We start from the raw sequence: 13,495 nt of genomic DNA, 5'->3' as shown, positions 1-13,495 counted from the left end.
GGGCCCGCAGCCGGGATGACCGGGGCCAGCCCGGGCGGGCCGTCGGCCGGGGGCGCCGGCGCCCCGCCGCACTTCGGGCCGGGGTCCTCCTCGGCGGTGCTGCTGCGCCGGCTGGAGCTCACCATCCGGCGCCGCCTCGACGGGCTGCTGCAGGGCGACCACCTCGGCCTGGTGCCCGGCTCGGGCAGCGAGGCCGGTGACGCCCGCGCCTACCACCCCGGCGACGACGTGCGCCGGATGGACTGGCCGGTCACCGCCCGCACGCAGACCCCGCACGTGCGCGAGACCGTCGCCGACCGCGAGCTGGAGACCTGGGTGGTCCTGGACCTCTCCGCCAGCCTGGACTTCGGCACCGCGGACTCCGAGAAGCGGGACCTGGCGATCGCCGGCCTGGCCGCCGTCGGCCACCTCACCGTGCGCGGCGGCAACCGGCTGGGCGCCGTCGTCACCACCGGCGAGCGGGTCGACCGGTACCCGGCCGTGCCCGGGCGGCTGGCCGCCGACCGGCTGCTGCGCGCCGTCGTCGCCACCCCCCGGGCGGCGAGCGGACGGCGCGGTGACCTGGCCGCCGCGCTGGACTCGCTGCGCCGTCCGCCCCGCCGCCGCGGGCTGGTCGTGGTGATCTCGGACTTCCTCGGCGACCTGGACTGGGAGCGCCCGCTGCGCGGGCTCTCGGCCCGGCACGAGCTGCTGGCGATCGAGGTCGTCGACCCCCGCGAGCTGGAGCTGGCCGACGTCGGCCTGCTCACCGTCGTCGACCCGGAGAGCGGGCAGACCCTCGAGGTGCCCACCGGCGACGCCGACGTCCGCCGCCGGTTCGCCGAGGGCGCCGCCGCCCAGCGGGCGGAGATCGCCGCAGCCCTGCGCCGGGCCGGTGCGGGCCACCTGCGGCTGCAGACCGACCGCGACTGGATGGCCGACGTCGTCGCCTACGTCGCCCACCGCCGGCGTGCCGGCACCGGAGGAGCCTCCCGATGACCTTCCAGTCCCCGTGGTGGCTGGCGGCGCTGCTCGCCGTGGTGGCGCTCGTGGCGCTCTACGTCGTGCTGCAGCTGCGCCGCGCGAAGTACGCCGCCCGGTTCACCAACGTCGCCCTCCTGGGGTCGCTGGTGCCCAGGAGGGCAGGCTGGCGCCGGCACGTGGCCTTCGGCCTGGTGGCCGCCGGCCTCGCGGTGCTGGTCACCTCCCTCGCGGTGCCCAGCACCGAGGTGCGGGTGCCGCGGGAGCGGGCCACGGTGATCATGACCGTCGACGTCTCGCTGTCGATGCGGGCCACCGACATCCAGCCCGACCGCTTCCAGGCCATGCAGGTGGCGGCCAAGCAGTTCGTCGACGTCCTGCCCGCCCGGATCAACCTGGGCCTGGTCTCCTTCGCCGGGACGGCGACCACCCTGGTCACCCCGACCACCGACCGCGACCAGGTGCGCACCGCGATCGACAACCTGCAGCTGGCCGAGGCGACCGCGATCGGCGAGGCGGTGTTCACCTCGCTCACGGCGGTGACCAACTTCCAGTCGACGCTGGAGACCGGCGGCGAGGAGGTGCCACCGGCCCGCGTCGTCCTGCTGTCCGACGGCTACAACACGGTCGGCCGGGAGACGACGCAGGCGGTCGAGGCGGCCGTGGCGGCGCAGGTGCCGGTGTCGACGATCGCGTTCGGCACCGACTACGGCGTCCTGGACCTCAACGGCGAGCGGTTCCCGGTGCCGGTCGACCGCTCGACGCTGGAGGACATCGCCGACGAGACCGGCGGCAGCTACAGCGAGGCGGCCAGCGCGGCCGAGCTGGAGCAGGTCTACGAGGACCTCGGCAGCCAGATCGGCTACACCACCGAGGCCCAGGACATCAGCCCCTGGTTCGTCCGCGGCGGGCTGCTGTTCGCCTTCCTCGGCATCGTCGCCTCCCTGCTGTGGACCAACCGGCTGCTGTGACGCGAGGACCCCGCCGCCCCGAGGGGGCAGCGGGGTCCGGGGCAGCGAGGTCCTCCCTCAGACGGTGAAGCCGCGCTGGCGGCGGACCAGCTTCTTGAGCATGAAGATGGTCTGCAGGACCGTCACCAGGTAGAGCACCGGCCAGCCGATCGACAGGATCGCCGACTGCACGCCCACGCTCTGCTGGCTCCAGGCGAAGATCAGCACCGCGAAGGTGGCCGCCGCGCACAGCGCCGGCATGACGTAGGCCGACCCGCGTCCACGCTCGGCCGCGGCCTGCGCCGCCCAGTTGTCCTTCTCCACCCGGGCCAGGAACTGCACCCAGGCGGAGACGAAGTGGCCCATCCGGATCCACATGTAGAACTCCGCCGGGGCCACCAGCAGTGCGTAGAAGATGTCCGAGGCGCTCTTGTCGTGCATCGACGCGGCGATCCGCAGGTTGAGCAGCGTCGCCACGGCCGGCGGGATCAGCCAGACCGGGTTGAAGACGAACGCGTCGATCGACAGCGCCGCGGCCAGCAGCAGCAGGAACGCCATCCGGCTGGTGATGTTGAACAGCATCGAGATGTTCTCGTACCAGCGCAGCCGCAGGTTCGGGTGCAGCGGCTGGCCCTTGTTGTCGCCGCGCTGGCCGGGCCACAGCAGGTCGATGCCGCCGAAGTTCCACTTGACCTGCTGGCCGTGCAGGGAGCGCAGGTCGGTCATCGGGCCCACGAAGGCGCGGGCCCGGGCGCTGATCTTGGTGTTGAAGCCGGCGTCCTTGATCTGCAGCGAGAGCTTGGAGTCCTCGACCTCCGAGTCGCGCACCCAGGGGGCGGACTGGTGGTGCCGGTACATCACGGTCTCCAGCGCCCGGACGCTGAAGAGGCTGCACTGCCCGCCGAGGACGGCCATGTTCCGGCCGCGGACGAGGTTGTCCATGTTGAAGCCGGCGAACTGGGCGCGCTGGCCGGCGACCAGGAACTTGGCCATCGCGCCGTGCACCTTGGTCTTGTCGAAGCTGTAGACGGCCGACAGCCCACCGATGCGGGGGTCGGTCACCATCTCCTTCTCCAGCCACTCGACGCAGCGGCGGTCCAGGGTCGTGTCGCCGTCGACGCCGAGGATGTAGTCGTACCCGCGGCTGAGGTGGTAGCCGATGTTGAGGGCGCCGACCTTCTTGTCCGGGTTCTCGCCGATGTCGTGGACGTGCACCATCGTGCGGAACAGCTCGCCCTTGACGACCCGCTCGTGGGCGCCCTCGAAGCTGCGGGCGATCTCGGGGGTGTCGTCGTCGGTGTTGTTGATGATCACGTGGATCACGTCGGGCAGCCGGGTCTGCGCCAGCAGCGAGGTGAGGACGGCGGCGATGGTCCCCTCCTCGTTGTAGGCCGGGATGATGCAGCTGATGGTCGCCGTGCGGCGCTCGCTGCCGGCCCGCTGGTCGGCCCAGTCGTCGGGCAGCAGGGAGGAGACGTCCGGCGGCACGACGGTGCCCCGGGCCAGCAGCTGGATGCGGTCGGTGGCCCGGCGCATGCCCGGGACGACGAGCTCGGTCATGGGATCTCCTGCACGAGGGGCAGCTCGATGCTGTCCTGGACGGTCTGTCGGAAGTACTCACCGGAACCGCTGGCGGTCTCGACGAGCAGGTCGAACTGGACGTAGACGGTGAGTGCGGTGGCCGTGGCGGCGGACGGCGCCACGTTGAGGGCGCTGGTGTAGCTGAAGGGCGGGGTGAGGACGAACTCGCCGCGGTCCTCGGTGACCGTGGTGCGGGCGGTGCCGTCGTCGGCGGTGGCCGCGAAGCGGGTCACCGTGATCTCCTGCTTAGCGCTGCCGCCCTCGACGTGCGCGGACAGCTGGATCGTCTTGGCGTCCGCCGCGGTCCACGCGACGGACTCCTGGTCGGTCCACCAGTCGATGACCACCGAGCGGTCGCCGGCGGCCACGGTGTGGGTGACCGAGCCGGTGTCCAGGTCGCCGGCGACCCGGGCCGGGGTGACGGGTGCCTCCTCGGTGACCGGCGCGACGCTGGGCCTCGCGGTGGTCGCCGGTGCGGCGGAGGTCTCCGCCGCCGCGGCGGACAGTCCCGGGCTCATGCCGACGTCGGGCAGCTGGCAGCCCGACAGCAGCGCCCCGAGGGTCAGCGCGGCTCCCAGCCCGACCGCACCCCGCCGTGCTCCACGTGCTCGCATCGAGCGCACCTCTTCCTCCTGCGGCACCAGCCGCACACGGTCATCGGACGACCGCGCGGGAGGGGGACGACGCCGGCCGCGTCCTCGAGCGATCGTCACCGACCGTAGAGATCGGCGGGAACGTCGTCACTGACCGTCACGCGTCCGGGGTACACGGGGGCACCGGACGGGTGAGCGGCCGTCACTCACACGGAGGGACGGCGCCGCGCGGGGCGTCCGCGACCGGTCCCCGGCCCGGGCTCAGGCCGCGGGGAACAGCCGGTCGACCGCAGGGGAGCGGCGCACGTCCACGGTCCGCCCGCCCAGCGCCGCGACGTCCAGGTGGTCGCGCACCAGCTCCAGCGCGGCGGCGCTCAGCGAGGTGACCGAGCGGGCGTCGAGCACGTCGATCCGCGCCGGCTCGCACCCGTAGCGGCGCCGGAAGGCCGCGACGGCGGCGGCGTCCACGTCGCCGGCCAGGCAGAGCGCGCGACCGTCGGCGGTGTCCAGCAGCCGCACCAGCCCGCGAGCGGGGGCAGCGACGGTCGGCACGGGACCAGTGTGCGTCGGCCCGGTGCCGACCGCGCGGGCGTGCGTCCGCGGGGGACCGACTAGGTTCATGGGCGGTTGTACCCAGGCGAGCGGCGAGGTGGACTGAGTGGGCAGGTCGGTGCTGGTGACCGGTGGGAACCGGGGGATCGGGCTGGCCATCGCCCGCTCGTTCGCCGAGGCGGGTGACTCCGTGGCGGTGACCCACCGCGGCAGCGGTGCCCCGGACGGGCTGTTCGGGGTCGAGTGCGACGTCACCGACGGCGCGGCCGTCGACCGCGCGTTCACCGAGGTCGAGGAGCACCAGGGCCCGGTCGAGGTGCTGGTCAGCAACGCCGGCATCACCCGCGACGGGCTGCTGCTGCGGATGGGCGAGGAGGCCTTCACCGACGTCATCGACGCCAACCTGACCGCCGCCTACCGGGTCGCCAAGCGCGCGGCGCCGAAGATGGTGCGCGCCCGGGGCGGTCGGATGATCTTCATCAGCTCGGTGGTCGGGCTGCTGGGCTCGGCGGGGCAGGTCAACTACGCGGCCAGCAAGTCCGGCCTGGTCGGGCTGGCGCGGTCGATCGCCCGCGAGCTGGGCAGCCGCAACATCACCGCGAACGTGGTGGCTCCGGGGTTCGTGTCCACCGACATGACCGCCGAGCTGTCCGAGAAGCGGCAGCAGGAGATCCTCGGGCAGGTGCCGCTGGGGCGGCTCGCCGGGGCAGACGAGATCGCCGGCGTCGTCCGCTTCCTGGCGGGCGAGCAGGCGGGTTACATCACCGGGGCCGTCGTCCCGGTCGACGGCGGACTGGGGATGGGGCACTGACATGGGCATTCTGGAAGGCAAGACGATCCTGGTCGCGGGCGTGCTGACCGAGGCCTCGATCGCCTTCTCGGCGGCGAAGATCGCCCAGGAGCAGGGCGCCACCGTCGTCCTGTCGAACTTCGGCCGGGCGCTGTCGCTGTGCCAGCGGATCGCCAAGCGGCTGCCGCAGGAGGCGGCCGTGGTCGAGCTGGACGTCACGGACACCGAGCACCTGGCCACGCTGGCCGACCGGCTGCGCGAGCACCTGGGCGCCGACGCCCGCCTCGACGGCGTCGTCCACTCCATCGGCTTCGCACCGCAGGAGGCGATGGGCGAGGGGTTCACCGAGGTCGCCTGGGAGCACGCCGCCACCGCCTTCCAGGTCTCCACCTGGTCCCTGGCCAGCCTCACCCAGGCCTGCCGGCCGCTGTTCGGCGACACCGCCGCGGTGGTCGGGCTGACCTTCGACGCCACCGTCGCCTGGCCGGTCTACGGCTGGATGGGCGCGGCCAAGGCCGCCCTGGAGTCCACCTCCCGCTACCTGGCCCGCGAGCTGGGCCCCGAGGGCGTGCGGGTCAACCTCGTCGCCGCCGGCCCGCTGCGCACCATGGCCATGAAGTCGATCCCGGGCAGCAACCAGTTCGAGGAGGCCTGGGAGGGCCGCGCGCCGCTGGGGTGGTCGGTCACCGACACCGAACCGGCCGGCAAGGCCGTCGCCGCGCTGCTGAGCGACTGGTTCCCCGCGACCACCGGCGAGATCGTGCACGTCGACGGCGGCTTCCACGCGGTGGGGGTGTGACCGCCCCCGCGGACGCCCGTCCGCGGCACCCGCTGCCCGACGGCGTCTCGATCACCCCGGCCGCTCAGCAGCCGAACGAGGACCCCTCGCTCGCCGTGCGCAACAACGGCGGTGTCGCCCCCTCGTCCGACCCGGCCCCCGCCGGACGGCGTGAGGCGCTGCTCGTGCTCGGCTTCGGCGGGCCCGAGGGCCACGACGACGTCATGCCGTTCCTGCTCAACGTCACCCGCGGCCGCGGCATCCCGCCCGAGCGCCTGGAGGAGGTCGCGGAGCACTACCACCACTTCGGTGGCGTGAGCCCGATCAACGAGCAGAACAAGGCCCTGATCAGCGCGCTCGAGGCCGAGCTCCGCTCCGTCGGCGTCGACATGCCCGTCTACTGGGGCAACCGCAACTGGGCGCCCTACGTCGAGGACGTCTGGCGTCAGATGGCCGACGACGGCATCGGGCACGCCTACGTGCTGGCCACGTCGGCCTACGCCTCGTTCTCCGGCTGCCGGCAGTACCACGAGGACGTCGCCCGGGCCCGGGTCGCGCTGGAGTCCGACCCGGCCGCCCCGGCCGGGCCGACGGCGGAGAAGCTGCCGCACTACTTCGACGCACCGGGCTTCGTGCAGGCCAACGCCGACGCGCTGGCGGCCGCGATCGCCTCGCTGCCCGCGGAGCTGCGCGACGGTGCCCGGCTGGTCGCCACCGCGCACAGCATCCCCAACGCGATGGCCGCCGTCGCCGGACCGCAGGGCGGTGCCTACGAGGCCGAGCTGATGGCCGCCGCGCAGGCGGTCGTCGAGGCCGCCGCGCCGGGCCGGTCCTTCGACCTGGTCTGGCAGAGCCGCAGCGGCCCGCCGTCGGTGCCGTGGCTGGAGCCCGACGTCAACGACCACCTGCGGGCGCTGGCCGAGAACGGCGAGCAGGCCGTCGTGGTCTTCCCGGTCGGTTTCATCAGCGACCACCTCGAGGTCATCTGGGACCTGGACAACGAGGCGCTGGAGACCGCCGGCGAGCTCGGGCTGGCCTTCGCCCGCGCCGCGACCGCCGGCACCCACCCGGCGTTCGTCACCTCGCTGCGCGAGCTGCTCGAGGAGCGCCGCGCCGGCGGCGAACCGCGCCTGGGCACCAACTGCCCGGCCCACTGCTGCTTCGTCCAGCGCCCCGCGGCACGACCGGCGGCCGCAGCCACCTGACGGAGGGCCCCGCTGCCCCCCGCCGCGCGCAGGCTCGCGGCGGGCCCCGCAGCGGGGCCGGACGGACTAGGGGCGCGGGACCCAGTTGTAGGCGGCGACCGTGGCCTCGCGGACGGCCTGTGCCAGCGGGCGCAGCGCCTCGTCGCGGCGGGCGGCCTGGGCGTGGGTGACCGCGGCCCCCGGCGCGTCGGCCATCGCCAGGTCCAGCACCTGTGACAGCCGCTGCGCCCGGCCCAGCACCGACGCCGCGAGCTGGTCGTGGTCGGCGGGCAGGCCCGGGGCGTGCACACGGCGCGCCAGCCCGGCCAGCAGCGCGGGCACCTCGGGGTTCCACCGGGCGAGGTCCAGGGCGGCCAGGGTGCGCGCGGAGTCACCGACCGCGAGGTCCAGGGCGCCGGAGACCGAGCGCAGGGTGCCCTCGACCGGCGGTGCCGAGGGCGGGGCGCCGTCCAGCGGCACCGCCGTCCAGGAGACGACCTCCGGGCCGAGCTCCTCGGGCACCAGCGCGATCCGGGAGCCGACCACGGCCTGCCCGGACTCCAGCACCAGCGCCACCAGCGAGGGCAGCGCCGGGAGGCCGCGGGTGTCACCGGGGACGGGCAGCACCAGCCGCAGCCGCTGCTCGCCGAGGCCGCGCAGCGCGCTCAGCGCCCAGCCCAGCGGCACGACCTCCTCGGTGCCGGGCAGCCCGACCACCCGGTGCGCGGTGTCGCCGACGAGGGCGTCGAGCGCCTCGTCGTAGGAGGTGCGTCCAGTGAGCCAGGCGGTGGCCCAGACGGCGAAGCGGCCGGCGGCGATGTCGTGCACGGTTGCCGAGGTTACGACGCCCCGGCGGCCGGGTGGGGCGCCCGGCCGGGTGATCCTGCCGGCGACCGCGCGGACCGGTGCTGCACAGCTCGGCGTGCCAGACTGCGGAGCGTGGCTGCCTGGTTGCTCTGGTTGATCGCCGCGGGGCTCTTCACCGCCGGCGAGGTCGCCAGCCTGGACCTGGTCCTGCTCATGTTCGCCGGCGGCGCCCTCGGCGGGATGAGCGCGGCGCTGCTGACCGACAGCGTGCCGGTGCAGCTGGCGGTCTTCGTCATCGTCTCGGTGGGGCTGCTGGCCGTCGTCCGGCCGGTCGCCAAGCGGCACCTGGTCGACCGCACCCCCGAGCAGCTGGACGGCGTGCAGACGCTCGTCGGGCGCACGGCCGTGGTCAGCGAGCGCGTCGACGGCACCGCCGGCCAGGTGCGGATGGGCCACGACGAGTGGTCGGCGCGCACCCAGCTCGACGGTGAGGTCTACGAGGTGGGCGACGAGGTGCGGATCGTGCAGATCGAGGGCCCGATCGCCTACGTCGGCCACCCCTGAGCATTGCGAACGGGTGAAGCCGCCCCGCCGGGCGTGATCATCGGGCCACGGACGGTGCACCATCAGGGGAACGCACCACCTCCGAGGAACGGAGCACCGTGGAACCCGCACTCATCGCACTGATCGTGGTCGTCCTGCTGGCGGTCGTCGTGCTGGCCAAGAGCGTGACGATCGTCCCGCAGGCCCAGGCGAAGGTCGTCGAGCGGCTGGGCCGCTACAGCCGCACCCTCTCGCCCGGGCTGGCGCTGCTCGTGCCGTTCGTCGACCGCGTCCGCGCGACCATCGACCTGCGCGAGCAGGTCATCTCCTTCCCGCCGCAGCCGGTCATCACCGCCGACAACCTGCAGGTGGGCATCGACACCGTCGTCTACTTCCAGGTCACCGACCCGCGGCTGGCCGTCTACGGCATCGCGAACTACATCACCGGCATGGAGCAGCTGACGACGACGACGCTGCGCAACGTCGTCGGCGGGCTGAACCTCGAAGGTGCGCTGACCGGCCGGGACGGCATCAACTCCCAGCTGCGCAGCGTGCTCGACGGCACCACCGGGCCGTGGGGCCTGCGGGTGGCCCGAGTGGAGATCAAGGCGATCGACCCGCCGCCGTCCATCCAGGACTCGATGGAGAAGCAGATGCGCGCCGACCGCGACAAGCGCGCGGTCATCCTCACCGCCGAGGGGCAGCGGCAGTCGGCGATCACCACCGCCGAGGGTCAGAAGGCCGCTGCCATCCTGTCGGCCGAGGGCAAGAAGCAGGCGGCGATCCTCGACGCCGAGGCCGAGCGGCAGAGCCGGATCCTGCGCGCCGAGGGTGAGCGGGCCGCGCTGTTCCTGCAGGCACAGGGCCAGGCCAAGTCGATCGAGACGGTCTTCCAGGCCATCCACGACGGCAAGCCCGACTCCGGGCTGCTGGCCTACCAGTACCTGCAGACCCTGCCCAAGATCGCCCAGGGTGATGCGAACAAGATGTGGATCGTGCCCAGCGAGTTCAGCAAGGCGCTCGAGGGGCTCAGCCGCCTCGGTGGCTCGGACGGCGAGGGCGCCCGCAACTGGATGGACGTCGACGGCGCCCCGCGCGCCGCCGCGGACGGGACCCCACCCGCCGCCCCGGCGCAGTCGCTGGACACCAGTGGCTGGTTCGACTCGAACCTGCCGCCGGCCGCCGAGCAGCCCGAGGCGAAGATCTCGCTGTCCAGCATCGGCGTGGAGCCCTCGCTGCCCAGCACCGCCTCGCCGCGGCCCTCGCTGGCCCAGGCGACCGAGGAGGCCCGCAGCACCCCGCAGCTGGGCAGCGGCGAGACCCCGGAGCAGCAGCCGTAGAACGTCAGTGGGTCGGGCTAGTCCTTGAGCAGGCCCTCGCGGAGCTTGGCCAGGGTCTGGCTGAGCAGCCGGGAGACGTGCATCTGCGAGATGCCGATGTCGGCCGCGATCTGCGACTGGGTCATGTTCCCGAAGAACCGCAGGATGAGGATGCGGCGCTCGCGGGCCGGGATGGTGGCCAGCAGCGGCTGCAGCGACTCGCGGTACTCGACGCCCTCGAGCGCGGCGTCCTCCTCGCCCAGCGTGGCCGCCAGGGTGGGGGAGTCCTCCTCGCCGGAGAGCCGCTCGTCCAGCGAGCTGCTGCGGTAGGCGTTGGCCACCGCGAGCCCCTCGAGGACCTCGGCGCGCGGGATGCCCAGGTGCTCGGCCAGCTCCGACGGGGTCGGGGCGTGCCCGTTCTTCTGGGACAGCTCGCTGACCGCGGCGTTCAGCGACAGGTGCAGCTCCTGCAGCCGGCGCGGCACGCGCACCGACCAGCCCTGGTCACGGAAGTGCCGCTTGATCTCGCCGGTGATGGTCGGGACGGCGAAGGACAGGAACTCGACGCCGCGGGTCGGGTCGAACCGGTCGATCGCGGCGATCAGGCCGAGGGTGCCGACCTGCAGCAGGTCGTCGAAGGGCTCCCCGCGGTTGCTGAACCGGCGGGCGAAGTGCCGGACGAGGGGCAGGTGCTCCTCGACCAGGATCTCCCGCAGCCGCTCGCGCCGCGGGTCGCCCTTCTCCAGGGCGGCCAGCTCGACGAACAGCGGCGCGGTGCGCTCGGCCCGGCTGCGGTTCTCCGAGAGCGGGACGGCGGCCGGTGCGTCGGCCGTGACCGCGGGCAGCTCGGGTGAGGTGTCGGTGACGGCCGGCAGGTCGGGGGACGTGTCGGTCACCGCCGGCAGCTCCGGTGCGGTGTCGGTGGACTCGGTGGTCATCTCGCTCGCCTCCGGGGCAGCGCCCGCGACGGCCGTGGGGACCGCCTCCGGCGCATCGTCAGCGGGGACCCGGGGGCGCGCGGGCCCGCCCTGGTCGAGGACGGCGTCGTCGGCGGCCGGAACGTCCGTGGCAGCCGACCGGGTCACTGTGCGACCGACGCGTACTGGCGCAGCTTCTTCACCAGCGCGATGCACGCGACCGGGGAGGCCGAGCCGTCACCGGCGACGACGGTCGCCTGGGTGTTCGGGCCGGCCTCTACGGTGTCGACCAGGGTGTGCAGCACCGCCCAGCCGAAGCCGTCGCGGGGCACGTCGACGCCGGGCTCGGTGGGCACCCAGGCATCGATGCGCAGGCCCTCGCGGAAGGCCTCGAAGACCACCGTCAGCGGGGCGTCGCCGAGGGCGACGGAGGACAGCGTGGCGCAGGCCTCGTCGACCGCCAGGCGGAGGTCCTCGACCGCGTCCAGGTCGAAGTCCATGCGCATCGCCAGGTCACCGGCCATCGCGCGCACCGCGGGCAGCTGGGTCGGCGAGGTCGGGACCCGCAGCTCCAGCCGCTCGGGACGCCGCTCGCCGGTGGCGGCAGCCGTCGTGTCGACCATGCGTCGTTCGCTCCTTCGTCGTCCCCGCGCTCCCGGCCGGGAACGCGGCGGTCCATCCTCGCGCACCCGGCCGCGGCTCCGGCGGGAGCGCGTTCGGGGGGCGGCCGCCCCGCAGGTGGGTCCCGGGCCGGGCCCGGATCCGCCGACGGTGGCTGCACCGACAGACTGTCATGCCCCGGGGGACGGGCGCGAAACGAGGGACGACGGGCGGGGTGCACCGGCGGGTGACAGGTGTCGCGTCCGGGTTTGAGGCGACCCGGTGGTGCCCACCCCACCGGGGTGAGACTCCGCCGCAGTGACGTGCACGCCCAGGGCTGGACCAGGCGGCGGGCCGGGCGCAGCTTCGCCTACTACGACGCCGACGGCGTGCTGATCCGCGACGAGCGGCTCGACCGGCTCAAGTCGCTGGCCATCCCGCCGGCCTGGAAGGACGTCTGGATCTGCCCCTGGCCCAACGGCCACATCCAGGCGGTGGGCACCGACGCCGCGGGCCGCCGGCAGTACCGCTACCACGACGAGTGGCGGGCCAAGCGCGACGCCGCCAAGCACGAGCGGGTGCTGGAGATCTCCCACCAGCTGCCCGACGTCCGCGACGAGGTGGTCGCCGCGCTGCGCACCCGCGGGCTCAACCGCGACCGCGTGCTGGCGTGCGCGGTCCGCCTGCTCGACCTGGGCGCCTTCCGGATCGGCAGCGAGCAGTACGCCGAGGACAACCACACCTACGGCCTGGCCACGCTGCGCCGCGAGCACGTCTCGGTGCGCGGGGAGCGGGTGTTCTTCCACTACCGGGCCAAGCACGGCATCGAGCGCGAGGTGGAGCTGCTGGACCGGCCCACGGCCACCGTCGTCCGGGCGCTGCTGGAGCGGCCCGCCGACCAGGGCGAGGAGCTGCTCGGCTACCCCGGCGAGGACGGCAGCTGGCACGACGTCACCAGCGACGAGATCAACGCCTACCTGAAGGAGATCAGCGGCGCGGAGATCACCGCCAAGGACTTCCGCACCTGGAGCGCCACCGTGCTGATGGCCGCCACCTTGGCCGAAGCGCCCAAGCCGAGCAGCAAGACCGCCCGCAACAAGGTGGTCAAGCAGGCCTACGTGCGGGTCAGCGAGCAGCTGGGCAACACCCCGACGGTGGCCAAGAACAGCTACGTCGACCCGCGGGTGGTCGACCGCTGGGAGCACGGCGAGACGGTCGCCGACGCGCTCGCCGAGGCGGCGGGAGCGCCCGACGACCGCACCGCCCAGCGCACGATCGAGTCCGCGGTCTGCGCGATGCTCACGCCCTGACGGAGGACCCGGCGGACGACGAAGGCGCCCCGCGGCTGCGGGGCGCCTTCGTCGTCGGTGGGGCCGGGGCCCCGGTGGTGCTGTGCTGAGGAGGTCAGGCCTTCTCGGCGATGGTGAACAGGTCGATCAGGCCGGTGACCTCCAGCGGACGGGTCACGGCGCGGGTGTTGGCCACCAGCCGCAGCCCGACGTCGCGGGAGCGCGCCGACTTCTGGGTCTCCACGAGCACGGCCAGGCCGGCCGACCCCAGGAACTGGACGCCGCACAGGTCGATCACGAGCGCAGTGGGCTGCTGCTCCAGCTGGGTGTCCAGGGACGCCCGGAGGACCGGGGCGGTGAACGTGTCGACCTCGCCGACGACGGTCACGGTGACCGTGCCGTCGTCGTCGGTGGACGTCGACAGCGTGATCACGTCGTCGAAGGGCGCTTCGTTCGAGTCAGCAGGGGCCGACACGTCGCGCGAGCCCTCGGCGGGTGAGTCGGATGAGGTCACGGACTGCAGCTCCTCTCAGCGGCGATGCCCCACGGGCACGCCTTCGCCGGGTCAATGTACTGCTGGACGCACCCCGAGCGGGCGCGGCCTGGGGCCATCGAGGTCCCGGGCAGGTGCC

15 protein-coding genes are annotated in these 13,495 nt (G+C 73.8%); 8 read left to right on the top strand and 7 right to left on the bottom strand.

What is annotated here, in order from left to right; genetic code table 11:
* The first annotated feature begins 15 nt into the window (after positions 1-15).
* Positions 16-978, top strand: coding sequence for a DUF58 domain-containing protein (locus ACGBYP_RS13915; protein WP_411585074.1), 963 nt, complete (start codon positions 16-18; stop codon positions 976-978).
* The gene (locus tag ACGBYP_RS13910) at positions 975-1,931 is read left to right on the top strand and encodes a VWA domain-containing protein (RefSeq protein WP_411585071.1); all 957 of its coding nucleotides are present in this window, start codon (positions 975-977) and stop codon (positions 1,929-1,931) included. The genes ACGBYP_RS13915 and ACGBYP_RS13910 overlap by 4 nt, the downstream gene beginning before the upstream one ends.
* A gap of 57 nt (positions 1,932-1,988) precedes the next feature.
* Here the strand turns inward: ACGBYP_RS13910 and ACGBYP_RS13905 are convergent, their stop codons facing one another.
* The 3 genes from ACGBYP_RS13905 to ACGBYP_RS13895 form a co-directional block, all read right to left on the bottom strand.
* Positions 1,989-3,470, bottom strand: a complete 1,482-nt coding sequence (locus ACGBYP_RS13905; protein WP_411585069.1) for a glycosyltransferase family 2 protein — start codon at positions 3,468-3,470, stop codon at positions 1,989-1,991.
* The gene (locus ACGBYP_RS13900; protein WP_411585066.1) at positions 3,467-4,105 is read right to left on the bottom strand and encodes a hypothetical protein; all 639 of its coding nucleotides are present in this window, start codon (positions 4,103-4,105) and stop codon (positions 3,467-3,469) included. The genes ACGBYP_RS13905 and ACGBYP_RS13900 overlap by 4 nt, the downstream gene beginning before the upstream one ends.
* A gap of 240 nt (positions 4,106-4,345) precedes the next feature.
* The gene (locus ACGBYP_RS13895; protein WP_411585064.1) at positions 4,346-4,636 is read right to left on the bottom strand and encodes a hypothetical protein; all 291 of its coding nucleotides are present in this window, start codon (positions 4,634-4,636) and stop codon (positions 4,346-4,348) included.
* A 106-nt stretch (positions 4,637-4,742) separates the two neighbouring features.
* Here ACGBYP_RS13895 and fabG point away from each other — a divergent pair, with 106 nt between their 5' ends.
* From fabG to ACGBYP_RS13880, 3 genes are read left to right on the top strand one after another with little or no spacing between them, the layout of a single operon-like run.
* Positions 4,743-5,447: a 3-oxoacyl-ACP reductase FabG gene (gene fabG / locus ACGBYP_RS13890; RefSeq protein ID WP_411585061.1), complete on the top strand. Its 705-nt coding sequence runs from the start codon at positions 4,743-4,745 to the stop codon at positions 5,445-5,447.
* A gap of 1 nt (position 5,448) precedes the next feature.
* Positions 5,449-6,225 (top strand): enoyl-ACP reductase FabI, encoded by a 777-nt coding sequence (gene fabI, locus ACGBYP_RS13885; protein WP_411585059.1) that lies wholly within the window; start codon positions 5,449-5,451, stop codon positions 6,223-6,225.
* Positions 6,222-7,409, top strand: coding sequence for a ferrochelatase (locus ACGBYP_RS13880; protein ID WP_411585057.1), 1,188 nt, complete (start codon positions 6,222-6,224; stop codon positions 7,407-7,409). Before fabI ends, ACGBYP_RS13880 begins: the two co-directional genes overlap by 4 nt.
* 66 nt (positions 7,410-7,475) lie before the next feature.
* Here ACGBYP_RS13880 and ACGBYP_RS13875 read toward each other — a convergent pair whose 3' ends face one another.
* Positions 7,476-8,216, bottom strand: a complete 741-nt coding sequence (locus ACGBYP_RS13875) for a hypothetical protein (protein ID WP_411585055.1) — start codon at positions 8,214-8,216, stop codon at positions 7,476-7,478.
* Positions 8,217-8,327: 111 nt separating this feature from the next.
* Here ACGBYP_RS13875 and ACGBYP_RS13870 point away from each other — a divergent pair, with 111 nt between their 5' ends.
* Together ACGBYP_RS13870 and ACGBYP_RS13865 are read left to right on the top strand one after the other, a co-directional pair.
* Complete coding sequence (locus ACGBYP_RS13870) at positions 8,328-8,759, top strand: NfeD family protein (RefSeq protein ID WP_411585053.1); 432 nt, start codon at positions 8,328-8,330, stop codon at positions 8,757-8,759.
* Between the two features lie 98 nt (positions 8,760-8,857).
* The gene (locus tag ACGBYP_RS13865) at positions 8,858-10,078 is read left to right on the top strand and encodes an SPFH domain-containing protein (RefSeq protein WP_411585051.1); all 1,221 of its coding nucleotides are present in this window, start codon (positions 8,858-8,860) and stop codon (positions 10,076-10,078) included.
* 17 nt (positions 10,079-10,095) lie between these two features.
* On the opposite strand, the gene ACGBYP_RS13860 is transcribed toward ACGBYP_RS13865, so the two are convergent.
* Both ACGBYP_RS13860 and ACGBYP_RS13855 read right to left on the bottom strand, forming a co-directional pair.
* The gene (locus ACGBYP_RS13860) at positions 10,096-10,995 is read right to left on the bottom strand and encodes an RNA polymerase sigma factor SigF (RefSeq protein WP_411585048.1); all 900 of its coding nucleotides are present in this window, start codon (positions 10,993-10,995) and stop codon (positions 10,096-10,098) included.
* A gap of 143 nt (positions 10,996-11,138) precedes the next feature.
* The gene (locus ACGBYP_RS13855) at positions 11,139-11,597 is read right to left on the bottom strand and encodes an ATP-binding protein (protein WP_411585046.1); all 459 of its coding nucleotides are present in this window, start codon (positions 11,595-11,597) and stop codon (positions 11,139-11,141) included.
* 279 nt (positions 11,598-11,876) lie between these two features.
* Here ACGBYP_RS13855 and ACGBYP_RS13850 point away from each other — a divergent pair, with 279 nt between their 5' ends.
* Entirely contained in the window at positions 11,877-12,884 is a 1,008-nt protein-coding gene (locus tag ACGBYP_RS13850) for a DNA topoisomerase IB (protein WP_411585044.1), read from the top strand.
* Between the two features lie 94 nt (positions 12,885-12,978).
* On the opposite strand, the gene ACGBYP_RS13845 is transcribed toward ACGBYP_RS13850, so the two are convergent.
* Positions 12,979-13,377 carry an STAS domain-containing protein gene (locus ACGBYP_RS13845; RefSeq protein WP_014740101.1) on the bottom strand — a complete coding sequence of 133 codons (399 nt, stop codon included), beginning with the start codon at positions 13,375-13,377 and terminating at the stop codon, positions 12,979-12,981.
* Positions 13,378-13,495: the final 118 nt, after the last annotated feature.

It is taken from the genome of Modestobacter sp. SSW1-42, from assembly GCF_046635825.1.
GTDB lineage: Bacteria > Actinomycetota > Actinomycetes > Mycobacteriales > Geodermatophilaceae > Modestobacter.
The sequence above is the reverse complement of the archived record's forward strand: the minus strand, read 5'-3'. Positions and strand labels throughout refer to the sequence as shown.